This window comes from Luteimonas sp. S4-F44, assembly GCF_022637415.1.
In the GTDB taxonomy this organism is placed as follows: Bacteria; Pseudomonadota; Gammaproteobacteria; order Xanthomonadales; family Xanthomonadaceae; genus Luteimonas.
In genome coordinates this window covers 3,652,154-3,676,032 of sequence record NZ_CP093340.1, presented here as the reverse complement: position 1 = coordinate 3,676,032, position 23,879 = coordinate 3,652,154, and the positions used below count along the sequence as shown (strand labels likewise).

The following is a 23,879-nucleotide window of genomic DNA, read 5'->3' as shown; positions in this document are numbered from 1 at the left end:
TCGGCGACGCGTGCGCTCAGGCCGCGGCCGCGATCACGCACAACGCGACGCCGAGCCGTTCGAGCTCGTCGGGCCGCGTGAGAACCGCCGGCATGATGCGCATGCAGGCCCCCGATGCCAGACCGGCGCGCATCCCCGTGTGCACGCCGAAGTCGTCGAGCAGGCGCGCGGCCCGCGCGCTGGTTGTCAGCGATCCCAGTGCGGCCGCGCACCGCTTCTCCGGGCATTCCACGTATTCCACCGCCGCCGCTTCATCGGCCACTCCCGCCGGCACCCTGGCCCAGCGTCGGTGCATGGGGGCGCATCGTCGCGAACGGCGCGTCGTCGTTCAGCACCAGAGCCGACAGCGTCACGCGCTGGCCGTTTCCGTCATCGCCCGGGCTCTGGTCGACGACCAGTCCGACGAGCATATTGGCTTCGCTGCCCATCGCGTTGCTCACTGCGCTGCCCTGAGGGTCGAAGCCATAGGCGCCGCCACCCGACCAGATACAGTACCGCCCGCCGGCGCCCGCCAACAGCTCGTACTCGATGCATGGAACCCCGTTCACGCTACGCTTTCGGGCCCCAGGATTCGTCGCGGGAGGGGCACTGACGGCCGTCCGCTTCCACTCGTACTCTGGGCGTGGAGGCGCCTTGCTTTCGACGCCCGTGGCGAGATCCCAGGTCACCGTTTCCTCGGCGTCCCTGTAGAGGTGCATGCCCTTGGTCGCCGGCTCGAAGTCGCAGTGGCGACCTTCCTCCACCGGTCCGGCGATGTAGGTGTAGACCTCGTTACGGATCGCGACACGGTCATGTGCCGACCACACCTGCAAGCGCGAGGTCCCTAGTTTCTCCACGTACCCGTCCGGTAGTTGGGTCCCCATGCCCAGCTCCCGACACGCGCGCCCGACCTCGTCGTACATGCTCCGGTACGTGCGCTCGCCGCCGGCGAGATACTCCACTTGAAGATCCGCATAAACCGACCCCACAGGTTCCGTGCCACTGGATGACGCATCCGGGTCGGCAGGATCCAGAGACGCGCCCGAGCACGCGCTCAACGAGGACAGCATCAGCACGACGACCCACACCGCGAGGCTGGGGATTGATGGTTGGATATTCACGCGATTCCCTACAAGTGGAAATATCGGATCGACTCGAACGATATGCGATGGGTCAGAAACTGACCTGCACGCCCTGGCCATCTGAACGTCATTACCGATACAGCGAGATTTGATAAACAAGGAACCGGCGTATCAACAAGATAGGAGAAATTTGACTCTTATCACAAGAAACGCTTATTCATATTGGTCACGGACGACGCTCATGGTCCTTCATGCCGGCATTCCGCACCACATTGTTTCTAGCCCGATAAGGAGATCCGCATGTCCCGCTTCTTGTGCCCATTGCTGACAGCGGCGCTGCTGTTCGTCAGTTCTCTAAGCAGTGTCGCGCAGGACGGCTCGGGAACGAGGAAACGTCCATCGCCCGAAGACTGGGGTGCCCAGCAACGGGCATCCGCCACGCCGCTGCCGGAAGACGATGGCGCGCTCGTCGCCGCGAACTCGAAGGCACTGGGAGAGGCCTGCGGGTTCAGCGCTGCCGAACTGTCCAAGCTGACGTCTAATAATCCCCGCAGGGGGCCCGCTTTCGAGGCAGCCGTGGAAAGCCACATGCCTGGTGCAAGGCGCCGTGCCAGTGAGCAGCGGCGCGCGCCGGAATTCCAGCAGAACTGCGAATTCATGCGCTTCCGCTTGGGTAACGGGAACTGACCGATGCAGATAGACGACCAGCGCCGCCCGGCGCATGCGCCGGGCCTGGCCCGTGCTGGAGCCGCTGCGATGGCGATCGCGTTGATGCTGGCGGCGTGCACGGACCGCGACGCAGCATCCAGCACATCGGCTGGCGACCAGGCCGCGGCCGTATCCGAGCTGCGCGAAGGACCGGAGCCGCCGTCGGCTCTGGACGCGACCCGCGAGGCGGGTCCGGAGCCCGACGCTGTTTCTGGCTTCTCGCTCGACAAGCTCCCGATTTCGACGACATCGCTGGGCGACTTTCCGTACTTCCAGCTGCCGGCGGGTTACGCGAGTTTGGATTCGTTTGCCCGGGTGTACCCTTTCGACCGGGTGGGGTTCTGGACCGGGGACCGGGTGGAGTGGGTCGAGGGCAAGTTCCACGTCTCGCACATCCGCGCCGACGGAGTGACGTACTCGCCGATCCAGGTGGAGCGGAACATCGCCGCCATCGTCGAACAGGCCGGTGGTGTCCAGGTGTTCAGTGGACGAGAGCCGCCGGAGGCCGCGGAAGAGATCCGGGCGGGCACATCCTCGTTCGCAGCGCGTTACCGCAACGGACTGTGCTTCCATACCGAGCCGGTGCACGTCTACGTGATCCGGCGCACCGACCGTGCCATCTGGATCCGCCAATGCAGCAACGGCGACAAAGGCGGCGGCTGGATCATCGGCGAGACCGAACCGTTCGAGGCCACGGCCGCACTGCTGCCCAGCAGCCAGATCGAACAGGCGCTGGGTGAGAGCGGGCGAATCGCACTGCAGGTCAACTTCGCCAGCGACGAGGCCGTTGTGCTCGACGAGTCGATGCCGCAGATCGGCGAGATCGTGTCGCTGCTCAAGGCCAATGACGGGCTTCGCCTCTCGATCGAAGGACATACCGACGACACGGGCACACCGGAGCGCAACCGCGTGCTTGCACTCGCACGGGCACAGGCGGTCGTGGATCTGGTCGTCGCACGAGGCATCGACGCCAGTCGCCTCGAAGCGGCGGGTTATGGCTCCGACCGCCCAGTCGCCGACAACACTAGTGAGGACGGCAAAGCGACTAACCGTCGGGTGGAGCTGGTCTCGCTGCAGTGAAGCATACTCGCGGCGTGCGGACAGGAGTTGATGGGAATAAGGCTGCCCGAGCCTCGTGAGATGCGGGTTGAAGATCGGGCCAGGTGTCGCGGACGAGGTGCAATGCGGCTCGATCTTGATCTCACCGCCCACGCGAACCATGGCGCGGTTGCACGAGCGCAGTCGCCGCCACGGCGTCGCTATAGGCGACCTTAGCTACGCAATCCCACCCCGCGCTTGAGCAGCGTCAGCGCCACGACAGTCAGTACGACCACGAAACCCAGCATCAGCGCGTATGCAATGCTCAGCGGGATGTCCGAGGTGTCGAGCAGGCCGTAGCGGAAGGCGTTGACCATGTAGAAGATCGGGTTGGCGTGAGTCGCGGCCTCGGCCCAGTCGGGCAACAGCTTGACCGAATAGAACACGCCGCCCAGATACGTCAGCGGGGTCAGGATGAAGGTCGGCACGATCGCGACATCGTCGAATTTCTTGGCGTAGACCGCGTTGATGAAGCCGGCCAGCGAGAAGATTGTGGCACCCAGCAGCACCGTGCTCAGCGTGACCAGCGGATGCGGGATGCGCACGTGGGTGAACAACATTGCGATGCCGAGCACGATCACGCCGACTGCGACACCTCGCACCACCGCGCCCAACACGTAGCCGCCGAGTACGACCCAGCCGGGCATCGGGCTGACCAGCAGCTCCTCGACATGGCGGCCGAACTTGGCGCCGAAGAAGCTCGAGGAGATGTTGCCGTAGCTGTTCTGGATGACGCTCATCATCACCAGGCCGGGCACGATGAAGTCCATGTAGGACACCCCGCCCATGTCGCCAATTCGCGCGCCGATCAGGCCACCGAAGATCAGGAAATACAGCGTCATCGTGATCGCCGGCGGCACCAGCGTCTGGCCCCAGATGCGCAGGATGCGCACGATCTCACGCCGGGCGATGGTGCCCAGGGCGATCAGGTTGCGGGCGGTCGTGGTGGGTTCTGTGCTCATGCTTGGCGTCTGTCGAAAGAAGGGAAGGGGGGCCGCTGCGCAACCGGCGTCTACGGCGCCCGATGCCCCGGTCCCGCATCGCGTGCGGTCAGCCGCACGAACAGTTCTTCCAGTCGGTTCGACTTGGTCCGCATCGAACGCACACGCAGCCCGGCCGCGTCGAGCGCGGCGAACACGCGGTTGAGATCCATCGCGCGCGGCATGTCGATGTCGAGCGTGTGCGCGTCGGGCGCGGCAATCGTCACGCCATCGATCGCCGGCAATGCGTCGGGCAGGGTGCCGTCGATGTCGAACATGAAACCCTCGACGTCGAGCTGGGCGAGCAACGTGCGGATCGGCCCCTGCTCGACAATGCGGCCGTGATCGATGATCGCCAGAGTGCGGCACAACGACTCGGCTTCTTCGAGATAGTGCGTGGTCAGGATGATCGTCGTGCCCGCAGCGTTGATATCGCGCAAGCTCCGCCACATGCCGCGGCGGATCTCGATGTCCACGCCGGCGGTCGGCTCGTCGAGGATCAGCAGCCGGGGCCGGGTCATCATCGCGCGGGCGATCATCAACCGCCGCTTCATGCCGCCCGACAGCGTGCGGCTCATCACGTGGGCCTTGTCCCACAGCTGCGCGGCGCGCAGCTCGGCCTCGGCGCGCTCGGCGGCCTCGCGGCGAGGGACGCCGTAGAAGCCGGCGTAGTTGACCAGGATGTCGAAGGGCTTTTCGAACAGGTTGAAGTTGATTTCCTGCGGCACCAGGCCGATCAGGCGCATGGCCTGATCGCGCTGGCGGACAATGTCCACGCCGAACACTTCGACACTGCCTGCGCTCATGTTGACCAGCGAGGAGACGATGCCGATCAGCGTGCTCTTGCCGGCGCCGTTAGGGCCGAGCAGGGCATGGAAGTCGCCGGGCGCGACGTCGAGCGAGATGCCCTTGAGCGCCTCCACGCCACCGGCGTAGGTCTTGCGCAGTTCGCGGACGGACAGCGCCGGCACATCGGCCGGCAGGGGACGGCTTGGAGTCATGGGTGCAAGGGATCCGATGCCGGCAGCCTGGGGGAGGCCTCGGCGGAAGACGCTAGTATAGGCGCCCGGTCGCCCCCGGCCCCGCGATACACCGTTGCGCGGACGCGCGTCCGTTCCGCTTACGATCCGGTTGACCCGTGGCCATCCAGCACTTCCCGCTCAAGCTCACCGGCCGGCGCATGATTGCGCCGACCGTCGCCCATCTGTCGTTCATGCGCGACGACGGCCAGCCGCTGGATTTCGTGCCCGGCCAGTTCATTCAGGTGCACTTCGTCTACGCCGACGGCACACCGACCAAGCGCTCGTATTCGCTGGCGACGATCCACGACCATGCGATGGGGCCGGGCGAGGCGGTGGAGATCGCGGTCAGCTACGTGCCCGGCGGCGCGGCGACGGCGCTGTTCGAAGGCCTGGCATTGGGCGACCACGTCCAGGCCAGCGGCCCGTTCGGCCGGTTCTGCCTGCTGCCGCAGGACAGCAACCGCCGTTACCTGCTGATTGGCACCGGCACCGGCGTGACCCCGTACCGGTCGATGCTGCCGCTACTGGAACGGGCGATCGCCGAGCGCGGCGTGGAGGTCGTGCTGTTGCTGGGTGCGCGCACGCCGGCCGAGTTGCTGTACAGCGACGATTTCCGCGCCTTCGCGCAGGCGCACCCGCAGTTCCGCTTCGTGCCGTGCTTCTCGCGCGAGCTGCCGGCGCCCGGCGACCCGCATGCGCATGCCGACGTCCGCCACGGCTACGTGCAGCAGTTCATCGGTGAGTTCGCGCCCAATGCCGACGACATCGCCTACCTGTGCGGGAACCCGGACATGGTCGACGCGGCGTTCGAGGCGCTGAAGGGCTTCGGCCTACCGGTGCCGCGGATCCGGCGCGAGAAGTACGTCAGCAGCAAGTAGGCCGGGCGTCGCCGTGTCAGCACCGGACGCCCGATTGCCGATGCCAGCCGGAGCGGACATCGCGGCGCTGATGCCGCCGCCCGATGCGCCGGTATCGCCGCGTGCCGGGTGGCGCCGCAGCCTGCCGACGCTGGCTGGGGCGATCGGCGGCGCCGTGGTCGGCGTGGGCGCGGCGATGATCGGCATCCCGCTGCTCGACGCATTGCCGCCCGGTGCGATGACCGCGCTGCTGCTGGGCGTCGTGCTGTCGATCTGGCCGCACGTCGTGCTGCACGAGGCCGGACATGCCGTCGCCGGGCTGTCGCGCGGCATGCGCGCGATCGCGTTCGGCGTCGGGCCGTTGCGGTGCGAACGGCGCGGCACGCGCTGGCGCTGGCGGCGGGGCGGGCGTCTGCGCGGCATCGGCGGATTCGCCGCGCTGATGCCCCAGGGCACGCGCGGGCTGTCTCGCTTCGACCAGGCGGTGTTCCTGCTCGGCGGGCCGATGGCCAACGTCGTCATCGCTGCGCTGCTGCTCGCCTGTGCGCGGTGGCTGCCGATGCCGGTGCACCTGGCGGCCGCCTGTCTGGGCAGCGCCATCGCCGCCGCGCTGATGGGCCTGGGCAATCTGCTGCCGCTGCAGTTCTCCGGCTGGCGTCTGGATGGCCGCGTGTTGCTGGACCTGCTGCGCCGCACGCCCGATGCCGCGCTGCACCTGCAGATCAACCAGCTGATGGCGTTGAGCCTGGCCGGGATGCGGCCGCGCGACTGGCCCGAGGCCACCATGCCCATGCTGCCGGCCTCGATCGCCAGCCACGGCCTGGCGCTGAGCGGACGGATGCTGCGGCTGTCGCGCGCGATCGACCGGCGCGATGCCGCGGCGGCCTGGCCCGATGCGGTCGCGCTGGCGGCCGCATTCGCCGCCGCACCCGCGGTGTCGCGAGGCCCCATCGCGGTCACCCTCGCCAGCCATGCCGCACTGCTGGTCGGCGACCGGGCCCTGCTGGCGGCCTGGCGTCTGCGCTGCGAAGGCGGGTTGCTGGATCTTTCGCCCTACCGGGCCTGGCTCGATGCGGAACTGGCGCGATTCGATGGCGATGCGAGCGCGCTGGCGACGCACCTGGCGGATGCGCGTACGCTGGCCGAGCGGATTCCGGACGCGGCGAGCCGGACGGTCTTCGACGAGCGGCTCGACATCCTCGCCCAGGGGCTTTAACCCGAAAATGTAAAGCTTGCTTGACACCAAGCTCGCTGCGGCCGCATGCTCACTGTCAAGCACACTTGACAGCGCAGGCCGCGATGACCGGTTCGTTCCGTTACCAGCCCCTACGCGCCGTCGCCGCGCTCCTGATGGTGGCCGCAGTCGCGCTGCGGCTACTGTTGCCCGCGGTCCCGGCCTGGGCGCCCGCACTGATCCTGCTGTCGGCGGTGGTGATCGGCGCGGTCTCCATGCGCGGCGGCACGACCGACTGCACGACCGCGCCGCCCGCCGTGCAGCGCCGCTACGTTCGCGACATGACGACCGGCATGGTCGGCTACATGGCGCTGCTGTTCGCGTCGTTGCTGCTGCTGCGCGTGGTGGAAGTGCCGACGCTGCGGGCGCTGATCGCGCTGCTGCCGGTGGCGCCGATCGGCCTGCTGTTGCGCGCGATGCTGCGTTTCATCCGCGGCGTCGACGAACTTCAGCAGCGCATCGAGCTCGAGGCGATCTGCATCGCCGCCGCGCTGGTGTCCTTCGGCTACATGACCGGCGGATTCCTGCAGGCGGCGCAGGTCATCGACGTGCCGGCGAGCGCCGCGATGCTGTGGGTGTTCCCGCTGGTGTGCGGGCTCTACGGCATCGCAAAGTCGGTCGTCGCGCGGCGGTACCGGTGAGGGGTCCGGCATGAAGAGCCGGGTGCGGGCGCTGCGCGAGGCACGGGGGTGGTCACAAGCACAGCTGGGCGAGCGTCTGGAGGTGTCGAGACAGACGATCAACGCGATCGAGACGGAAAAGTACGACCCCAGCTTGCCGCTGGCATTCCGGATCGCACGCGAGTTCGCCGAGCCCATCGAATCCATTTTCCTGTTCGAGGACGTTCCATGAGGACATCAAGGCTTTCCGCGCTGGCGCTGGCCGCGGGCATCGGGCTCGCCGGCTGCAGCGGGGGCGCGCCGGCACCGGCAGACGGCCAGGCCACCCGGCCGGCGCGGCTGTTCGGGCAGATCCCATTCCACCCCTGCACGCTGGATGGCGGCAACGCGGCGACCCGGGTCGAGGCGCAGTGCGCAACCTACGAGGTGCCCGAGAATCCCGATGCGCCCGATGGCCGGCGCATTGCGCTCAACATCGCCTGGCTGCCTGCCGATGCGAAGGACGGCGGCACCGCCGATCCGGTGTTCTTCCTCGCCGGCGGCCCGGGCCAGGCCGCGACCGAACTCGCCGCGCAGATCAATGCCGGCTTGCGCGAAGTGCGCCGGCAGCGCGACATCGTGCTGTTTGACCAGCGCGGGACCGGCAAGTCGAACCCGCTGACCTGCACCGATGCCGATGGCGAGGCGATGGACCTCGATGCGCTGACCGCGCCCGACGATGCCGCGCTCGGCGCCTATGTCGGCCGATGTCTGGCCGGCCTCGACGGCCGCGCCGATCCGCGCTTCTATACGACCGCCAATGCGATCGCCGACCTCGACATCGTGCGCGCCGCGCTCGGCGCAGACCGGATCAACCTCATCAGCGGGTCCTACGGCACCCGCGTCGCGCAGCAGTACGCGATGGCGTATCCGCAGCACACGCGCAGTATCGTGCTCGACGGCGTGGTGCCGAACGACCTGGTCGTCGGCGGCGAGTTCGCGCACACCTTCGAGGACGCGCTGACACTGCAGTCGAAGCAGTGCGCGCAGGACGCCGGCTGCCGCGCGCGCTTTCCCACCGACCTGCAGGCGCAGTTGCGTGGCGTGCTGTCGACGCTGCGCACGACGCCGGCGCCGGTGACCTATCGCGACCCGACCACCGGCGCACAACGCGACGGCGTGGTCACACCGGACACGGTGACCGGCCTCGCGTTTCTGTTCTCGTACGCGCCGCAGACCGCGTCGCTGCTGCCGCTGATCCTCGACGAAGCGGCGCAGGGCCGCTACGGCCCGCTGATGTCGCTGTCGCAACTGATGTACAGCAACGTCGACGGCCAAATGACGCGCGGCATGCAGTGGTCGGTGATCTGCGCCGAGGACGCAGGCCGTTACCGCGAGGACGGTCGCGTCGCCGATACGATCCTCGGCCCCGGCGTCGCGCGCATGTTCTTCGGCGCGTGCCGCACCTGGCCGACCGGCGCGCCGCCGGCCAACCACACCGCGACCCTGCAGTCCGAGGTGCCGGCCCTGCTGATGTCGGGCGAACTCGATCCGGTGACGCCGCCCGCCTACGCCGAGCGCGTGCTGGCCGGCCTGCCGAACGGACGCCATCTGGTGTTCAAGGGCCAAGGGCACGGCACGTTCGCGCTCGGCTGCGCGCCCAAGCTGCTCGCGCAGTTCATCGAATCCACCGATGCCAAGGCGCTCGACGCCAAGTGCCTGGACGCGATGCGTCCGGTGCCGCCGTTCACCAGCTTCAACGGGTGGTCGCCATGACCGTGCCGCGCTTCGCGATGCCCCTCTTCCTTTCGGAGCTCCATCGATGATCACCGCCCAGCAATTGCACAAGGCGTTCAAGACCAAGGCCGGCCTGGTCCAGGCGGTCGACGGCGTGGACTTCGTTGCCGAGGATGGCCGCATCACCGGCCTGCTCGGTCCCAACGGCGCCGGCAAGACCACGACGCTGCGCATGCTCTACACGCTGATGAAGCCCGACCGCGGCCAGGTGCTGGTGGACGGCATCGACGCGAGCCGCGACCCGGCCGCCGTGCGTCGCGTGCTGGGCGTGTTGCCCGACGCACGCGGCGTCTACAAGCGGCTGACCGCACGCGAGAACATCCACTACTTCGGCCAGCTGCACGGCATGAGCCAGGCCCAGATCGTCACACGCACCCAGGCGCTGAGCGACCAGCTGGACATGGGCGAGATCCTCGACCGCCAGACCGATGGCTTCAGCCAGGGCCAGCGCACCAAGACCGCGATCGCGCGCGCCCTGGTGCACGACCCGCGCAACGTTATCCTCGACGAGCCGACCAATGGCCTGGATGTGATGACCACCCGCGCGATGCGCGAATTCCTGTTGAAGCTGCGCAACGAGGGCCGCTGCGTGATCTTCTCCAGCCACATCATGCAAGAGGTCGCCGCGCTGTGCGACCGCATCGTCATCATCGCCAAGGGGCGCGTGGTGGCCGCCGGCACCGCCGAAGAACTGCGCGCGCGCTACGGCACGCAGAACCTCGAGGACGCCTTCGTGCGTGCGATCGGCTCGGAAGAGGGGCTGCTGGCATGAGCGCACTGCGATGGGTGTGGTGCGTGATGCGCAAGGAGCTGCTCGACATCGGACGCGACCGGCGCACGCTGTTCATGGCGCTGCTGCTCGGCCCGCTGCTGTATCCGGTGCTGATGACCGGCATGAACGTGATGATGGAAAAGCGCGCCAAGACCGAACAGGACCGCGTTCTCGAAGTCCCGGTGCTGGGCGCGGCGCATGCACCGAACCTGGTCGCGCACCTGGCGACGCTGGGCATCGTCGCGGTCGATGCGCCGGACGACCTCGATGCGGCCATCTCCCGGCAGGACGTCGACGTCGCGATCGAGATCCCGGCCTCGTTCGCCGAGGACTGGCAGGCCGGACGCCCGGCGACGGTCGAGGTCATCAGCGACAGCACCCAGCGCAACGCGCAGACACCGGCCACGCGGGTGCGCGCAGCGATCGCCAGCTACGGGCAGCAGGTCGGCGCGTTGCGTCTGCTCGCGCGCGGTATCGACCCGTCGGTGGTGCAGCCGATCGCGGTCGGCACGCGCGACATGGCGAGCGAAGAGGCCAAGCGCGGCATCCTGCTCGCGGCGCTGTTGCCGTATCTGCTGATCCTGTCGAGCTTCATCGGCGGCTCGTACCTGATCATCGATGCGACCGCCGGCGAACGCGAGCGGCAGTCGATCGAGCCGCTGCTCGCCACGCCGGCTGCACGCGGTGCGATCGTCAGCGGCAAGATGCTCGCCGCCTGCGTGATCGGCCTGTTGTCGTTGCTGCTCACGTTGCTGGCCTTCAAGCTCAGCGCCCAGATCGGCACCGGCATGACCCGCATGCTCGACGTCCGGCTGGCGGCGATCGGCAAGATGCTGCTGGTGCTGCTGCCGATGTTGTTCATCGGCACGTCGCTGCTGACGTTCCTCGCAGCCGCGGCCAAGAGCATGAAGGAAGCGCAGAGCCACATTGTCTGGCTGATGCTGCTGCCGATGGTGCCCACGTTCGTGCTGATCATCAATCCGATCAAGACCGAGTTGTGGCAGTTCGCGGTGCCGTTCCTGTCGCAGAACCAGCTGCTGCTCAAGATCATCCGCGCCGAGCCGATCGCGCCGCAGGTCTGGGCGGTGTACCTGCTCGCCAGCCTCGCGTTGGTGGCGGTGTTCTGGGGCCTGGCGGTGTGGCGCTATCGCCAGGAGCGGCTCGCGATCTCGGGCTGAGATCGCGCAGACGGCATGGGGCGCGTGCGTTGCACACGCCCCCAGCGTGCCCACCGGCACACGCAGGTGAGGCGCTACGTGTCAGTTGGCGGTCGGAGAGAAGCCGATCGTGCGCCGCGTGGTGACCGGTGCCGGCACTGGCTCGAAGCGCCAGCGTCGCACTGCCGACAAGGCCTCGCGATCGAAGGTGCGGGGCGGATCGGCGCGCACGATGCGCGCACTGTTCACCGATCCATCGACCGCGACAGTGAACTCGACCTGCACCTCGCCGCTGATGCCGGCCCGCAATGCATCCGGCGGATAGCGCGGCGCCGGTGTGCTCAACGGATGCAATTGGACGGGCGCCGGGGCCGGCGCGGCCTCGGGCGGCGGTGCTTCGTTGGCCGGGGCGGGCGTGGGCGCCGGACGTGCGGGGGCCGGGCGCGGCGTGTCCTGCGCCGGGCGCGGCGCCGGCTGCGCGGGCGTCGGCGTCGGCGCAGAGGCCGGTGCGCTGCGCGCGCTGGTGGTGTCGGCCGGTGGCGGCCCCGGCAGTTGCTGCGACGCCGAAACCTGCTGTTCGCGCTGTTGCTGTGCGCGCTCGCGCGCGATCTGCTGCTGGCGCTCGGCCTCCTGCGCGGCGCCGCGCTGCTGACGCACGGCCGCTTCTTCGGCGGTGGCGATGCTGGTGCGCAATCGGGCAAGCGCCGGGTGGGTGGCGTCCGCACGTTCGATCAGCCCCAGCAGCCGACGCGCCTCGGCAAAATCGCCGCGGTCGCGGTTCTGCTCGGTGGCGATCACGGTGAGCGGCAGCAGGTCGATCAACGCGCTGGTCGCCGCGGCGTCGCCGCGCGTCTTGTCGCGCAGCGCGAGGTAATACTCCATCGCGTTCTCGCCGGGCGGGAAGTACAGCCGGCTGTCCTGGTAGGCCTGGCCGGCGGCCTTGCGCAGGTCGTCGGCCGAGAGCGCGGCCAGCGCATCGTCGGCCGCGCGTTGCTGGCGCGCGGCCTGGTCGGCCGCCTGGCGGCTCACGTCCGCGGTCTCGGCCGGTGCCGTTTCGGGTTCGGGCGTATCGTCGCGGCCGCCGCAAGCGGCCAGGCCAAGCGCCACGCACAACGCCGCGGCCAGCCCGGTCCGCGACGACACTGCGGGCGTCGATCGATTCGAGACCATCATCGTTCCCCAGGGTGCCTGTTCTTCAAAGTGCGTAGCACGCGGCAGCGCAGGCGATTTGTCAACCGCGCAGGTAGGCGTGCGGGCTCCGATTGTAAGCGCGTTGGCAGCATGTTCACCGAATATGTGCGGTTTCAGCGGCGACGCCCGGCACTGGACCGGCCTACTTGCCGATGCAGAAGCTCGAGAAGATATGTCCCAGCAGGTCGTCGGGCAGCACCCTGCCGGTGATCTCGCCGACGGCGTCGTGGGCCACGCGCAGTGCTTCGGCCGTCAGTTCCAGGGTCTGCGCTTGCAGCGTCGCGCGGGCGTCGTCCACCGCATCGGCGGCGACGCGCAGGGCATCGACATGGCGCTGCCGGGCGGTGAACGCGCCTTCGCTGCCCGCGGGTCCGGCGACATGCGTCGCCAGCGCGTCGCGCAGTGCGTCCAGACCCGCCCCTGTGCGCGCGGAGACACGCAACACGTCGTCGTTTGCGGCGGCGTTGCCCTCGAGCAGGTCGCTCTTGTTGTGCACGACCAGACGCGCCGGCACATCGGCGATGTCGCCGGCCACGGCGCGCAGGCCCGCCTGCGGATCGCGCGCATCGAGCACGACGATCGCCAGGTCAGCGCGACGCAGTTCGGCGCGGGCGCGGCGGATGCCTTCGCGCTCGATCGCGTCTCCAGCCTCGCGCAAGCCGGCGGTGTCGACCAGGGTCAGTTCGGCACCGGCGATGCGCACCGTTTCGTGCAGCAGGTCGCGCGTGGTGCCGGCGATCTCGGTGACGATCGCGCGCTCGCTGCCGGCCAGCGCATTGAGCAGCGAGCTCTTGCCCGCATTCGGCGGGCCGACGATCACCGCATGCACACCATCGCGCAGCCGGCGTCCCTGCTCGGCTTCGGCGAGCAGCACGCCCAGCGATACCGCCAGCGCATCGAGCCGCTGCGCCACGGCATCGCCGCCGAGCGCATCGATCGGCTCGTCGGAGAAATCGATCATTGCCTCGACGTGCACGCGCAGGTGCAGCAGCTCGGCGGCCAGTGCATCGCAGCGGGTCGAGAATGCACCATCGAGTGCGCGACGCGCGGCACGTGCGGCGCGCACATCGCCAGCGGCAATCAGGTCGGCGACCGCTTCGGCCTGCGTGAGATCGAGCCGACCGTTGAGGAATGCGCGTTCGCTGAACTCCCCGGGCCGCGCGAGCCGCGCGCCGAGCGCCCGGCAGCGTGCCAGCAGTTCTTGCAGCACGACCGGGCTGCCGTGGACCTGCAGCTCCACAACGTCCTCGCCGGTGTAGCTCGCAGGACCGGCGAACGCGATCGCGATGCCATCGTCGAGCGTCTCGCCGTCGTCGCCACGCAAGCGCACATGATGGGCATGGCGCGGCCGCAACACTCGGCCGCACAGCGCCTGCGCGATCTCGACCGCGCGCGGGCCCGACAACCGCACGATTCCCACGCCTCCAGCACCGGCCGACGTTGCGATCGCAGCGATGGTGTCGGTCGACTGCATCCACACCTCCTCAAAAACCGGGGTCAGAGTGGATTCTCGGAAATCCGGGGCAGAGTGGCGATATGCGAAAACAATCCACGCTGACCCCGGTTCTGGGGTTTGATCAGGCCTTGGCCGGCGCCTCGCTGTAGCGCCTGATCATCCACCACTGCTGCAGCAGACCCAGGCCGCCGTTGGTGACCCAGTACAGCACCAGGCCCGAGGGGAAGAAGATCATGATCACACCGAAGATCAGCGGCATCAGCTGCATGATCTTCTGCTGCATCGGGTCGACGCCAACCATCGGCGTGAGCTTCTGCGTCGCCCACATGATTGCGATGTTGAGCACCGGCAGGATGAAGTAGGGATCGCGCGCAGTCAGATCCTGGATCCACAGCATCCACGGCGTGTGGCGCAGTTCGACCGACTCGAGCAGCACCCAGTACAGTGCGAAGAACACCGGCATCTGCAGCAGCACCGGCAGGCAGCCGCCGATCGGGTTGATCTTCTCCTTCTTGTACAGCTCCATCATCGCCATCTGGAACTTCTGCTTGTCGTCCCCGTAGCGTTCCTTGAGCTGGGCGATGCGCGGCTGGAACTTGCGCATCTTCGCCATCGACTTGTACTGGGCGACCGACAGCGGATAGAGCGCCAGCTTCACCAGCAGCACCAGGCCGATGATCGACCAGCCCCAGTTGCCAATCAGGCCGTGCAACTTGGCCAGCACCCAGAACAGGCCTTCGCCGAGCATCGCAAACAGGGTGAAGCGGCTGTAGTCGACAACGCGGTCGAGACCACGCACGCCCTGCGCCTTGATCAGGTCGACCTGCTTGGGCCCGATCCACAACCGGGCGCTGGTGGCGGCCTGCTGGCCGGCGGCGACCGAAATCGGCGGGCCGAGTTCGCGGATCAGGTAGCGCGGCGCGCCCGTGCTGCGATCGACCTGCATCGAGATCGTGCTCGCATCGTCGGCGCGCGGAATCCAAGCGCTGAAGAAGTGGTGCTGCGCCATCGCGATCCACACCTGGGTGTCCTTCGCGTTGAGCGGGCCGTCGCTTTCGAAGTCGCCGAGCTGGCGGCGGCTGTAGCCGATCTCGCTGCCGAACCAGGTTGCACCGACCAGGCTGTAGGACTCGGGATTGGTCATGCCGCGCTTGACCGCAGGCGCAGTCCGGATCAGCTGGCGATAGGCGAAGCCCTGCCACGGCGCGCTGCCGGCGTTGACGATCTCGTCACGCACTTCGATCGCGTAGTCGGCACGCGAGAACACGAAGTTGCGGCGGATGGTGACGCCGTCGGCACCGGTCCACACGAACGGCACCACCAGGCTGCCTTCGCCATCGGCCAGCGTGTAGGACGTGGCCTGGCCCTCGGGCACGAATGCGCCCTCGTGGCTGGGCGCGGCATTGTTGCCGCTGACCCAACCGGCCTGTGCGGCGTAGTAATGCAGCGGATCGGTATCGAGCATGCGCACCGGCGGGCTGTCGGCGTCGCGGGTCTGCGGGTAGGCCAGAAGATCGGCCTCGACGACGTTGCCGCCATCGAGCACGACGCGCAGCACATCGGTCTGCACCACCACGCGGCGCGCAGCGGCGGCGGCATGGGTCGCCGGCGCCGAGCTCGCTCCGGGCACGGTGGGCGCCGCGGTCGCGGCCGGCGCTTCAGGGACGGCCGCGCCCGGCGCCTGCGGCGTCGGCACGGTCGGCGCGGCGGTGGCGGCGCTGGTCTGGGCCGGCTGCGCAGCAGCTGCCTTCTCCTTGCCCCACTCCATCCAGAGCAGCACGGCGACCATCAGCCAGGCGAGGATCAGGAAAGTACGGATCTGGTTCATCAGGCGGGCAGGCTCATGCGCCGGGCGTGGCCGGCGTGGATGGAATCGGGGAAGCGGGCATTGTGCCGACCGGGGCGGCCAGCGGCAACGCGCGGGCACGTCGCAACGCGGAGAGGAAGGCGGTGCGCAGCGCCGCATTGTCGGCGCCGGCCGCGGGCGGGCGGGCGACGACGACATAGCTGCCGGGTTTCAACTCCGCCTGCAGTAGGCGGAACTGGTCGCGCAGCACCCGCTTGATGCGATTGCGACCGACCGCACGCTTGTCGACCTTGCGCGAAACCGCCAGCCCCAGACGCGCCGGGCCGGGCTCGGGCAACAGGTGCACGGCCAGCAACGGCGACGCGGTCCGCGTCGCGCTGGCAAAAATGCGATCGAAATCGGCACGCGCGCGAACGCGCATGTGCCGCGGGTAGCGGGCACCTGCGTTCATCGGGATGGCGCGGCGGACGGAACGGCGCGCGGCGGGTCGCGGCGCACCATTCCGTCAGGAAGCATCCTAGCGGCGATTAGGCCGAGAGGACCTTGCGGCCCTTGGCGCGGCGACGGGCCAGGATCTTGCGGCCGTCGGCAGTCGCCATGCGGGCACGGAAGCCGTGGTCGCGCTTGCGCTTGAGGTTGCTGGGTTGGTAGGTGCGCTTGGTAGCCATGGTGACGCCTTCTGGGGCAACGCGACGAAAAGGAACCGGAAATTCTAGCGGCGCCGTGCCGGGACGGTCAAGTCGGCCTTCCGGCAGGTGGCGGGCGTGCCGCGGCGTCGCAGGGCGAGCGCCGACAGCGACATGGTAGTCTGCCAGCCCTCTTTCCCGGTGCCGGAAGTCGCGCGGCTGCGCGACGGCCGCACCGTACTTTTTGGTCGATCGCGCGCCCTATGGATGTCTGGCCCCGCTGCCTCCAACGCCTCGAAGCCGAGTATCCGGCCGAGGAAGTCCACACCTGGCTCAAGCCGCTGCAGGCCCGGGCCGATGCGCAGGCCACGGTGCTCTACGCCCCGAATGCGTTCGTCCGCGACGAGGTGCAGGCGCGCTACATGCCGCGCATCCGCGAATTGCTGGCCCATTTCGCCGGCCATGACGAGGTGAGCCTGCAGGTCGGGTCGCTGCCGCGCGCCGCCGTGCCGCCGCCGCAAGCCGCGCCCGCGCCGTTCGGCGAGGCCCGCACCAGCACGCCCGCCGCGCCGATCGAGGCGTTCGCCGGCAACATGGACAGCCATTACACCTTCGACAACTTCGTCGAAGGCCGCAGCAACCAGATGGGCCGGGCCGCGGCCTGGCAGGCCGCACTCAAGCCCGGCGACCGCGCGCACAACCCGTTGCTGCTCTATGGCGGCACCGGCCTGGGCAAGACTCACCTGATGTTCGCCGCCGGCAACGAGATGCGCCGACAGAATCCCCGCGCGCGCGTGCTGTATCTGCGCTCGGAGGAGTTCTACAGCGCGTTCTTCCGCTCGATCCAGGAAAAGACATCGGATCAGTTCAAGCGCCAGTTCCGCCAGATCGACGCGCTGCTGATCGACGACATCCAGTTCTTCGCCGGCAAGGACCGCACCCAGGAGGAGTTCTTCCACACCTTCAATACGCTGTTCGACAGCAAGCAGCAGATCATCATGACCTGCGACCGCTACCCGCGTGAGGTCGACGGCCTGGAGCCGCGGCTCAAGTCGCGGCTGGCATGGGGGCTGTCGGTGGCGATCGACCCTCCGGACTTCGAGACGCGCGCGGCGATCGTGCTGGCCAAGGCCGCCGAGCGCGGCACCCAGGTGCCCGACGACGTGGCGTTCCTGCTGGCCAAGAAGATGCATTCGAACGTGCGTGACCTCGAGGGCGCGCTCAACACGCTGGCCGCGCGCGCGAACTTCATGGGCCGGGCGATCACGGTCGAGTTCGCGACCGAGACGCTGCGCGATCTGCTGCGCGCCCAGCAGCAGGCGATCAGCATCGCCAACATCCAGAAGGTCGTCGCCGACTACTACGGCCTGCAGATCAAGGACCTACTGTCCAAGCGCCGTACGCGCTCGCTGGCGCGCCCCCGTCAGGTCGCGATGGCGCTGTCCAAGGAGCTGACCGAGCACAGCCTGCCGGAAATCGGCGAGGCCTTTGCCGGGCGCGACCACACGACGGTGCTGCATGCCTGCCGCCAGATCCGCACCCTGATCGAAAGCGACGGCAAGTTGCGCGAGGATTGGGACAAGCTGATCCGCAAGCTCAGCGAGTAAGCTGCGAAAATCCGGGGACTGCACAACACCGGGACGCGCAGTGGACAGCATGTGGACAATTTCGGACCTGCAAACTTGTCCACAGCTTGATCCACTTCTCCACAGGCACTGTCCACCGGGTTTGAAGTCAGGAAATCTTGTTTTAAATCAGTTGCTTAGATGAGATATCACCCGGTTTTCGCTGCATCCAGCTCCACCTTTTTTAGATTTATAACCATCTTAAGAAAGCACGGCTCAAGGGGATAACACCGACATGCGCTTCAGTCTGCAACGCGAAACCCTGCTCAAGCCGCTGGCCCAGGTCGTCAACGTCGTCGAGCGGCGTCAGACCCTGCCCGTGCTGGCGAACCTGCTGGTCCAGGTCCAAGGCGGCCAGCTGTCGTTGACCGGTACCGACCTAGAAGTCGAGATGGTCTCGCGCCGCGCCGTCGACGACGCGCAGGACGGTGAGACCACCATTCCGGCGCGCAAGCTGTTCGACATCGTTCGTGCGCTGCCCGACGGCAGCAAGGTCGCGATCTCGCAGTCGGGCGACAAGATCACGGTGCAGGCCGGTCGCAGCCGCTTCACGCTGGCAAGCCTGCCGGCGGGTGATTTCCCCTCGGTGGACGAGGTTGAGGCGACCGAGCGCATCGCAGTGCCGGAAGCCGCGCTCAAGGAACTGATCGAGCGGACCGCGTTCGCGATGGCGCAGCAGGACGTGCGCTATTACCTCAACGGCCTGCTGTTCGACCTGGGCGAGACCCGCTTGCGTTGCGTCGCGACCGACGGCCACCGCCTGGCGCTGTGCGAGACCGAGCTCGAAGCGGCAGTGCAGACCAAGCGTCAGATCATCCTGCCGCGCAAGGGCGTGACCGAGCTGCAGCGCTTGCTCGAGGGCGGTGACAAGATCCTGGAGCTGGAGCTGGGCCGCAACCATCTGCGGGTCAAGCGTGACGATGTGACGTTCACCAGCAAGCTGATCGACGGCCGTTTCCCCGACTACGAGGCGGTGATTCCGATCGGCGCCGATCGCGAGGTTTCGGTGGACCGCGAACTGCTGCGCGCGGCGCTGCAGCGCGTGGCGATCCTGTCCAACGAAAAGTACCGTGGCGTGCGTGTCGAGGTCTCGCCGGGGATGCTGCGGATCAACGCGCACAACCCCGAGCAGGAAGAGGCGCACGAAGAGGTCGAGGCCGACACCAAGGTCGATGAGCTCGCAGTGGGCTTCAACGTCAACTACCTGCTCGACGCCCTAACCGCGCTGCGCGGCGAACAGGTGATCCTGAAGTTGCGCGATGCCAACTCCTCGGCGCTGGTGCGCGAGGCCGCGGACGAGCGCAGCCGCCATGTGGTGATGCCGTTGCGTCTCTGACGCCCGGTCTATCATGCGCGGGCCCGCCCGACGCAATGTTTCACGTGGAACAAGCGCCCGGTCATGCCGGGCGTTTTCCGTTTTCGACCCTACAGGACCTGCGTGCAGCTCACCCGTCTCGATCTTGGCCGCGTAAGGAACCTGGACGCGGTCTCCCTCGCGCCGGGGCCGCGCTTGAACCTGCTGCTCGGTGCGAACGGGGCGGGCAAAAGCAGCGTGCTCGAGGGCCTGCATCTGCTTGCCTACGGTCGCAGCTTCCGTGGCCGGGTGCGTGACGGCCTGATCCAGCGCGGCGCCGACGCATTGGAGGTGTACGCGGAGTGGCAACCGGATCCTGCGCGGCCCGAGCACCGGCGGCGCGCGGGGCTGCGGCATAGCGGGCAGGCGTGGACGGGACGGCTGGACGGCGTGTCCGTGAGCCAGCTCGGTGAGTTGTGTGCCGCGCTGATGGTCGTGACCTTCGAGCCCGGCAGCCACGCGTTGATTTCCGGGGGAAGCGAGATTCGGCGGCGCTACCTCGATTGGGGGCTGTTCCACGTGGAACATGACTTCCTGGCGCAATGGCGGCGCTATGCGCGGGCGCTGCGCCAGCGTAACGCGTTGCTGAAGGCCGGCGTCGGTGGCTCGCAGCTGGACGCCTGGGATCACGAACTCGCGGAAGCGGGCCAGCCGCTCGATCTGCGCCGGGAGGCCTATCTGGGCCGACTGCAGGGAGCATTGCAGCGCATCGCGGCGGTGCTGGCCCCGGGACTGGGCGAGGTGACTCTCTCGTTCCTGCCCGGGTGGCGCAGGAACGACCTGTCGCTGGCGGATGCGCTGCTGGTCGCGCGCGACAGGGACCGTGCGCTTGGCCATACGTCCGTCGGTCCGCACCGCGCGGATTGGCGGATCGCGTTCGAAGCGCGGCCCGAGCAGGGCCTGCTGTCGCGCGGGCAGGCCAAACAGGCCGCGCTGTGCTGCCTGCTGGCGCAGGCGGCGGACTGTGCAGATGCGGCTGCGGGGCACTGGCCGGTCGTGGCATTGGACGATCTGGCATCGGAGCTGGATCGCGATCACCAGCGCCAGGTACTCGAGTTTCTGCATGCCGTGGATGCGCAGGTCCTGCTGACAGGCACGGAGCAGCCCCCGCACTGGCCGGCGGCGTTGCTGGACGGGGCGCGTGTGTTCCACGTGGAACACGGCAGAATCGAAAGCGGCAACTAGGCTGAATGGGCCCGTTGCGTCAGCCGTCGGGGCGCAGAGTGATGTTCCACGTGAAACCACGGCGGGCGGGTAGGTGTGGGGGCGTGTTCCACGAGGAACCTTACTTGCCCCGCCGCGCACGCCTGTCCGGCCGCAGTATCCGCGGCCGGACAGGCTGCGTTCTTTCGACTGGAGGCGGCATGATCCGCTGGGACGGTGGTGTTGCCGACAAGCGCGCCCGCCCCCCAGCGAGCGGCCTGCGTTCCCGCGTTTCGCAACTGGGTAGCGAGGAGTCGCGGACGGCTCCCCTGCCTTAGCCACTGCCGCCGGCTCCGGGGCCGGCGTTGGATGGCAGGGCGCTGGCTGCGGAGTCTCAACCGCGCCGCCGTCGTCGTAGCCTCACCGTGGCCTCCGGCCAGCACCTGCCCGACTCCACGTCGGGTACGTGCCAAGGGCCCCTAGAATCCCCGGCGCTTTTCTCGGGGTATCAGCCCGACAGTCCGCGACGCGTCGCAAGGTCGCCAGCGACCGCTTGCGTGCGACGCGCTATCAGACGCGGTCACGGGGCGGGTAATCACAGTCGCTCACCGTCAAGAACGGACGTCCCCGCTGCGCAGGGCTTTCAGGCATTGGACGGGGCGAAGAGGTTGGCTTCGGACAGGAGCTGGCGTTGCGCCCAATCCACCACACCGTGACGCGCTGCCGACCTGCCCAACGCCAGCAACGTGCGCTGTTGAACGCAAAGGTTCCACGTGGAACCACCCTCGGGAGGCCCGGGGGCGGGGTGGTATGATGGCCGTCTATGCCGGCCTGTTCGACCGCCGCATGGCGCCTCGCGGCGCTTGCGCGTCGCGGACCGCGCGCCTGCCAGACAGCGAATCGAATGAGCGACGAGACCATCCCCGGCGGCGCCCCCGCCAATACCGATTACGACTCCACCCGGATCACCGTGCTGCGCGGCCTCGAAGCCGTCCGCAAGCGGCCCGGCATGTACATCGGCGACGTGCACGATGGCACCGGCCTGCATCACATGGTGTTCGAAGTCGTGGACAACGCGATCGACGAAGCGCTCGCCGGCCATGCCGACGAGGTCGTCGTGACGATCCACGAGGACGGGTCGGTCTCGGTGTCGGACAACGGCCGTGGTATCCCGGTCGACATCCACAAGGAAGAGGGCGTGTCGGCGGCGCAGGTCATCATGACCCAGCTGCACGCCGGCGGTAAGTTCGACGACAACAGCTACAAAGTCTCCGGCGGCCTGCATGGCGTGGGCGTCTCGGTGGTCAACGCGCTGAGCGAGAAGCTCACGCTCGACATCTGGCGAGACGGCTACCACCATCACCAGGAATACGCGACCGGCGAGCCGGTGGCCCCGCTCGAGCGCCGCGAGCCCTCGACCAAGCGCGGCACCACGCTGCGCTTCTGGCCGGCGGTGGCGACGTTCACCGACGTCACGTTCCACTACGACATTCTGGCCCGGCGTCTGCGCGAGCTCTCGTTCCTCAACTCCGGCGTCAAGGTCACGCTTGTCGACCTGCGTGGGGAAGGGCGGCGCGATACCTACCAGTACGAAGGCGGCATCCGGTCGTTTGTCGAACACCTGGCCCAGCTCAAGACGCCGCTGCACCCGAATGTGATATCCGTCACAGGCGAGCAGAGCGGCATCACCGTCGATGTCGCGCTGCAGTGGACCGACGCGTACCAAGAAACGATGTTCTGCTTCACCAACAACATCCCGCAGAAGGACGGCGGCACGCATCTGCAGGGTTTCCGCGCTGCGCTCACGCGCACGCTGACGCAGTACATCGAGCACAACGGCATCGCCAAGCAGGCCAAGGTCGCGCTGTCGGGCGACGACATGCGCGAGGGTATGATCGCGGTGCTGTCGGTGAAGGTGCCCGACCCGAGCTTCTCGTCGCAGACCAAGGAAAAGCTGGTCTCGTCCGAGGTGCGCCCGGTCGTCGAAAGCGCGTTCGGCCAGCGGCTGCAGGAGTTTCTCGAGGAGAACCCGAACGAGGCGCGTGCGATCGCCGGCAAGATCGTCGACGCCGCCCGCGCGCGCGAGGCCGCCCGCAAGGCCCGTGACCTGACCCGACGCAAGGGCGCGCTGGACATCGCCGGCCTGCCGGGCAAGCTCGCCGACTGCCAGGAAAAAGACCCGGCGCTGTCGGAACTGTTCATCGTCGAGGGCGACTCGGCCGGCGGCTCGGCCAAGCAGGGGCGCAATCGCCGCAACCAGGCGGTGCTGCCGCTGCGCGGCAAGATCCTCAACGTCGAGCGCGCGCGGTTCGACCGCATGCTCGCGTCGGCCGAAGTCGGCACGCTCATCACCGCGCTCGGCACGGGCATCGGCAAGGACGAGTACAACCCCGACAAGCTGCGCTACCACCGCATCATCATCATGACCGACGCCGACGTCGACGGCTCGCATATCCGCACGCTGCTGCTGACGTTCTTCTATCGGCAGATGCCGGAGCTGATCGAGCGCGGGCATGTCTACATCGGCCTGCCGCCGTTGTACAAGATCAAGCAGGGCAAGAACGAGCTCTACCTCAAGGACGACGCCGCGCTCGACGCCTATCTGGCCGGCAATGCGGTCGAGGGCGCACAGCTGATTCCGGCGGCTGGCGAACCGGCGATCGAAGGCGTCGCTCTGGAGCGGCTGCTGCTCGATTTCGCCGCGGCCAAGGAAGCGATCGCGCGCAACGCGCACCGCTACGATCCGGCCGTGCTGGAACTGCTGCTCGACGCCGCGCCGCTGTCCGGCGATGCCGAGGCCGCGCAGGACGCATTGCGTGCGCTGGAAGGGCGCCTCAACCAGTCCGGGCTCGGCCGTCCGCGCTATCGGTTCTCGGTGCAGCCGGCCAATGAATCGCGCGGCGCCGTGCTGACGATCGAACGTCAGCACATGGGCGTCGACCTGATCCAGATGGTGCCGCTGGCCGCGCTCGAAAGCGGCGACCTGCGCGCCGTCGGCGAGGTCGCGCGCCAGCTGCACGGCCTGATCCGCGAGGGCGCGCAGATCGTTCGCGGCAATCGCGCCCAGCCGGTGAAGACCTTCGCCGGCGCCCAGGCGTGGCTGCTCGAGGAGGCCAAGAAGGGACGTCAGATCCAGCGCTTCAAGGGCCTGGGCGAAATGAACCCCGAGCAGCTGTGGGACACCACCGTCAATCCCGAAACGCGGCGTCTGCTGCAGGTGCGGATCGAGGATGCGGTGGCGGCCGATGAGATCTTCAGCACGCTGATGGGCGACGTCGTCGAGCCGCGCCGCGCCTTCATCGACGACAACGCGCTCAAGGTCGCCAACCTCGACGTCTGAGGGCCGTGACCACGCGACCTGCGCCGTGCAGGCCGTCGTGCGCCCGGATTGA

At 68.2% G+C, this 23,879-nt stretch carries 22 protein-coding genes; 13 read left to right on the top strand and 9 right to left on the bottom strand.

Annotated features, from left to right (window positions below; genetic code table 11):
* Positions 1-16: 16 nt before the first annotated feature.
* Both MNO14_RS16595 and MNO14_RS16590 read right to left on the bottom strand, forming a co-directional pair.
* Positions 17-262 carry a hypothetical protein gene (locus tag MNO14_RS16595; protein ID WP_241944771.1) on the bottom strand — a complete coding sequence of 82 codons (246 nt, stop codon included), beginning with the start codon at positions 260-262 and terminating at the stop codon, positions 17-19.
* Positions 252-1,100, bottom strand: a complete 849-nt coding sequence (locus tag MNO14_RS16590) for a hypothetical protein (RefSeq protein ID WP_241944770.1) — start codon at positions 1,098-1,100, stop codon at positions 252-254. Before MNO14_RS16590 ends, MNO14_RS16595 begins: the two co-directional genes overlap by 11 nt.
* Positions 1,101-1,361: 261 nt before the next feature.
* Here MNO14_RS16590 and MNO14_RS16585 point away from each other — a divergent pair, with 261 nt between their 5' ends.
* Both MNO14_RS16585 and MNO14_RS16580 read left to right on the top strand, forming a co-directional pair.
* A complete protein-coding gene (locus MNO14_RS16585) occupies positions 1,362-1,748 on the top strand; it encodes a hypothetical protein (protein ID WP_241944769.1) in 387 nt (128 codons plus the stop codon).
* 3 nt (positions 1,749-1,751) lie between these two features.
* Positions 1,752-2,849: an OmpA family protein gene (locus MNO14_RS16580; RefSeq protein ID WP_241944768.1), complete on the top strand. Its 1,098-nt coding sequence runs from the start codon at positions 1,752-1,754 to the stop codon at positions 2,847-2,849.
* 191 nt (positions 2,850-3,040) lie between these two features.
* Here the strand turns inward: MNO14_RS16580 and MNO14_RS16575 are convergent, their stop codons facing one another.
* On the bottom strand, positions 3,041-3,829 hold the full coding sequence (locus MNO14_RS16575) for an ABC transporter permease (protein WP_241944767.1): 789 nt from the start codon (positions 3,827-3,829) through the stop codon (positions 3,041-3,043).
* Positions 3,830-3,879: 50 nt separating this feature from the next.
* Positions 3,880-4,848, bottom strand: coding sequence for an ABC transporter ATP-binding protein (locus MNO14_RS16570; protein ID WP_241944766.1), 969 nt, complete (start codon positions 4,846-4,848; stop codon positions 3,880-3,882).
* A gap of 179 nt (positions 4,849-5,027) precedes the next feature.
* Between MNO14_RS16570 and MNO14_RS16565 the strand changes: the two genes are divergently transcribed.
* From MNO14_RS16565 to MNO14_RS16535, 7 genes are all read left to right on the top strand, one after another.
* Positions 5,028-5,747, top strand: coding sequence for a ferredoxin--NADP reductase (locus MNO14_RS16565; protein ID WP_241946374.1), 720 nt, complete (start codon positions 5,028-5,030; stop codon positions 5,745-5,747).
* 40 nt (positions 5,748-5,787) lie between these two features.
* Positions 5,788-6,942, top strand: coding sequence for a site-2 protease family protein (locus MNO14_RS16560; protein ID WP_241944765.1), 1,155 nt, complete (start codon positions 5,788-5,790; stop codon positions 6,940-6,942).
* Between the two features lie 83 nt (positions 6,943-7,025).
* Positions 7,026-7,601 carry a hypothetical protein gene (locus MNO14_RS16715; RefSeq protein WP_343226403.1) on the top strand — a complete coding sequence of 192 codons (576 nt, stop codon included), beginning with the start codon at positions 7,026-7,028 and terminating at the stop codon, positions 7,599-7,601.
* Between the two features lie 10 nt (positions 7,602-7,611).
* Positions 7,612-7,812, top strand: coding sequence for a helix-turn-helix transcriptional regulator (locus MNO14_RS16550; protein WP_055250723.1), 201 nt, complete (start codon positions 7,612-7,614; stop codon positions 7,810-7,812).
* Positions 7,809-9,335 (top strand): alpha/beta hydrolase, encoded by a 1,527-nt coding sequence (locus MNO14_RS16545; protein ID WP_241944764.1) that lies wholly within the window; start codon positions 7,809-7,811, stop codon positions 9,333-9,335. Before MNO14_RS16550 ends, MNO14_RS16545 begins: the two co-directional genes overlap by 4 nt.
* A gap of 46 nt (positions 9,336-9,381) precedes the next feature.
* Positions 9,382-10,128 (top strand): ATP-binding cassette domain-containing protein, encoded by a 747-nt coding sequence (locus MNO14_RS16540; protein ID WP_241944763.1) that lies wholly within the window; start codon positions 9,382-9,384, stop codon positions 10,126-10,128.
* Positions 10,125-11,306, top strand: a complete 1,182-nt coding sequence (locus tag MNO14_RS16535; RefSeq protein ID WP_241944762.1) for an ABC transporter permease — start codon at positions 10,125-10,127, stop codon at positions 11,304-11,306. Before MNO14_RS16540 ends, MNO14_RS16535 begins: the two co-directional genes overlap by 4 nt.
* Before the next feature lie 81 nt (positions 11,307-11,387).
* Here MNO14_RS16535 and MNO14_RS16530 read toward each other — a convergent pair whose 3' ends face one another.
* The 5 genes from MNO14_RS16530 to rpmH all read right to left on the bottom strand — a co-directional run bounded on the left by MNO14_RS16530 (position 11,388) and on the right by rpmH (position 16,407).
* Positions 11,388-12,428 carry an energy transducer TonB gene (locus tag MNO14_RS16530; RefSeq protein ID WP_241944761.1) on the bottom strand — a complete coding sequence of 347 codons (1,041 nt, stop codon included), beginning with the start codon at positions 12,426-12,428 and terminating at the stop codon, positions 11,388-11,390.
* A 190-nt stretch (positions 12,429-12,618) separates the two neighbouring features.
* A complete protein-coding gene (gene mnmE / locus MNO14_RS16525) occupies positions 12,619-13,950 on the bottom strand; it encodes a tRNA uridine-5-carboxymethylaminomethyl(34) synthesis GTPase MnmE (protein WP_241944760.1) in 1,332 nt (443 codons plus the stop codon).
* A gap of 103 nt (positions 13,951-14,053) precedes the next feature.
* Positions 14,054-15,760, bottom strand: coding sequence for a membrane protein insertase YidC (gene yidC, locus MNO14_RS16520; protein ID WP_241944759.1), 1,707 nt, complete (start codon positions 15,758-15,760; stop codon positions 14,054-14,056).
* Positions 15,761-15,773: 13 nt separating this feature from the next.
* Complete coding sequence (gene rnpA, locus MNO14_RS16515; protein WP_241944758.1) at positions 15,774-16,190, bottom strand: ribonuclease P protein component; 417 nt, start codon at positions 16,188-16,190, stop codon at positions 15,774-15,776.
* Between the two features lie 76 nt (positions 16,191-16,266).
* Positions 16,267-16,407 carry a 50S ribosomal protein L34 gene (gene rpmH, locus MNO14_RS16510; RefSeq protein WP_047138036.1) on the bottom strand — a complete coding sequence of 47 codons (141 nt, stop codon included), beginning with the start codon at positions 16,405-16,407 and terminating at the stop codon, positions 16,267-16,269.
* 221 nt (positions 16,408-16,628) lie between these two features.
* Between rpmH and dnaA the strand changes: the two genes are divergently transcribed.
* The 4 genes from dnaA to gyrB all read left to right on the top strand — a co-directional run bounded on the left by dnaA (position 16,629) and on the right by gyrB (position 23,827).
* Positions 16,629-17,972 carry a chromosomal replication initiator protein DnaA gene (gene dnaA, locus MNO14_RS16505; RefSeq protein ID WP_241944757.1) on the top strand — a complete coding sequence of 448 codons (1,344 nt, stop codon included), beginning with the start codon at positions 16,629-16,631 and terminating at the stop codon, positions 17,970-17,972.
* 253 nt (positions 17,973-18,225) lie between these two features.
* Complete coding sequence (gene dnaN, locus MNO14_RS16500) at positions 18,226-19,326, top strand: DNA polymerase III subunit beta (protein WP_241944756.1); 1,101 nt, start codon at positions 18,226-18,228, stop codon at positions 19,324-19,326.
* Between the two features lie 102 nt (positions 19,327-19,428).
* Positions 19,429-20,529 carry a DNA replication/repair protein RecF gene (gene recF, locus MNO14_RS16495; RefSeq protein WP_241944755.1) on the top strand — a complete coding sequence of 367 codons (1,101 nt, stop codon included), beginning with the start codon at positions 19,429-19,431 and terminating at the stop codon, positions 20,527-20,529.
* A gap of 862 nt (positions 20,530-21,391) precedes the next feature.
* Positions 21,392-23,827, top strand: coding sequence for a DNA topoisomerase (ATP-hydrolyzing) subunit B (gene gyrB / locus MNO14_RS16490; RefSeq protein WP_241944754.1), 2,436 nt, complete (start codon positions 21,392-21,394; stop codon positions 23,825-23,827).
* Positions 23,828-23,879: the final 52 nt, after the last annotated feature.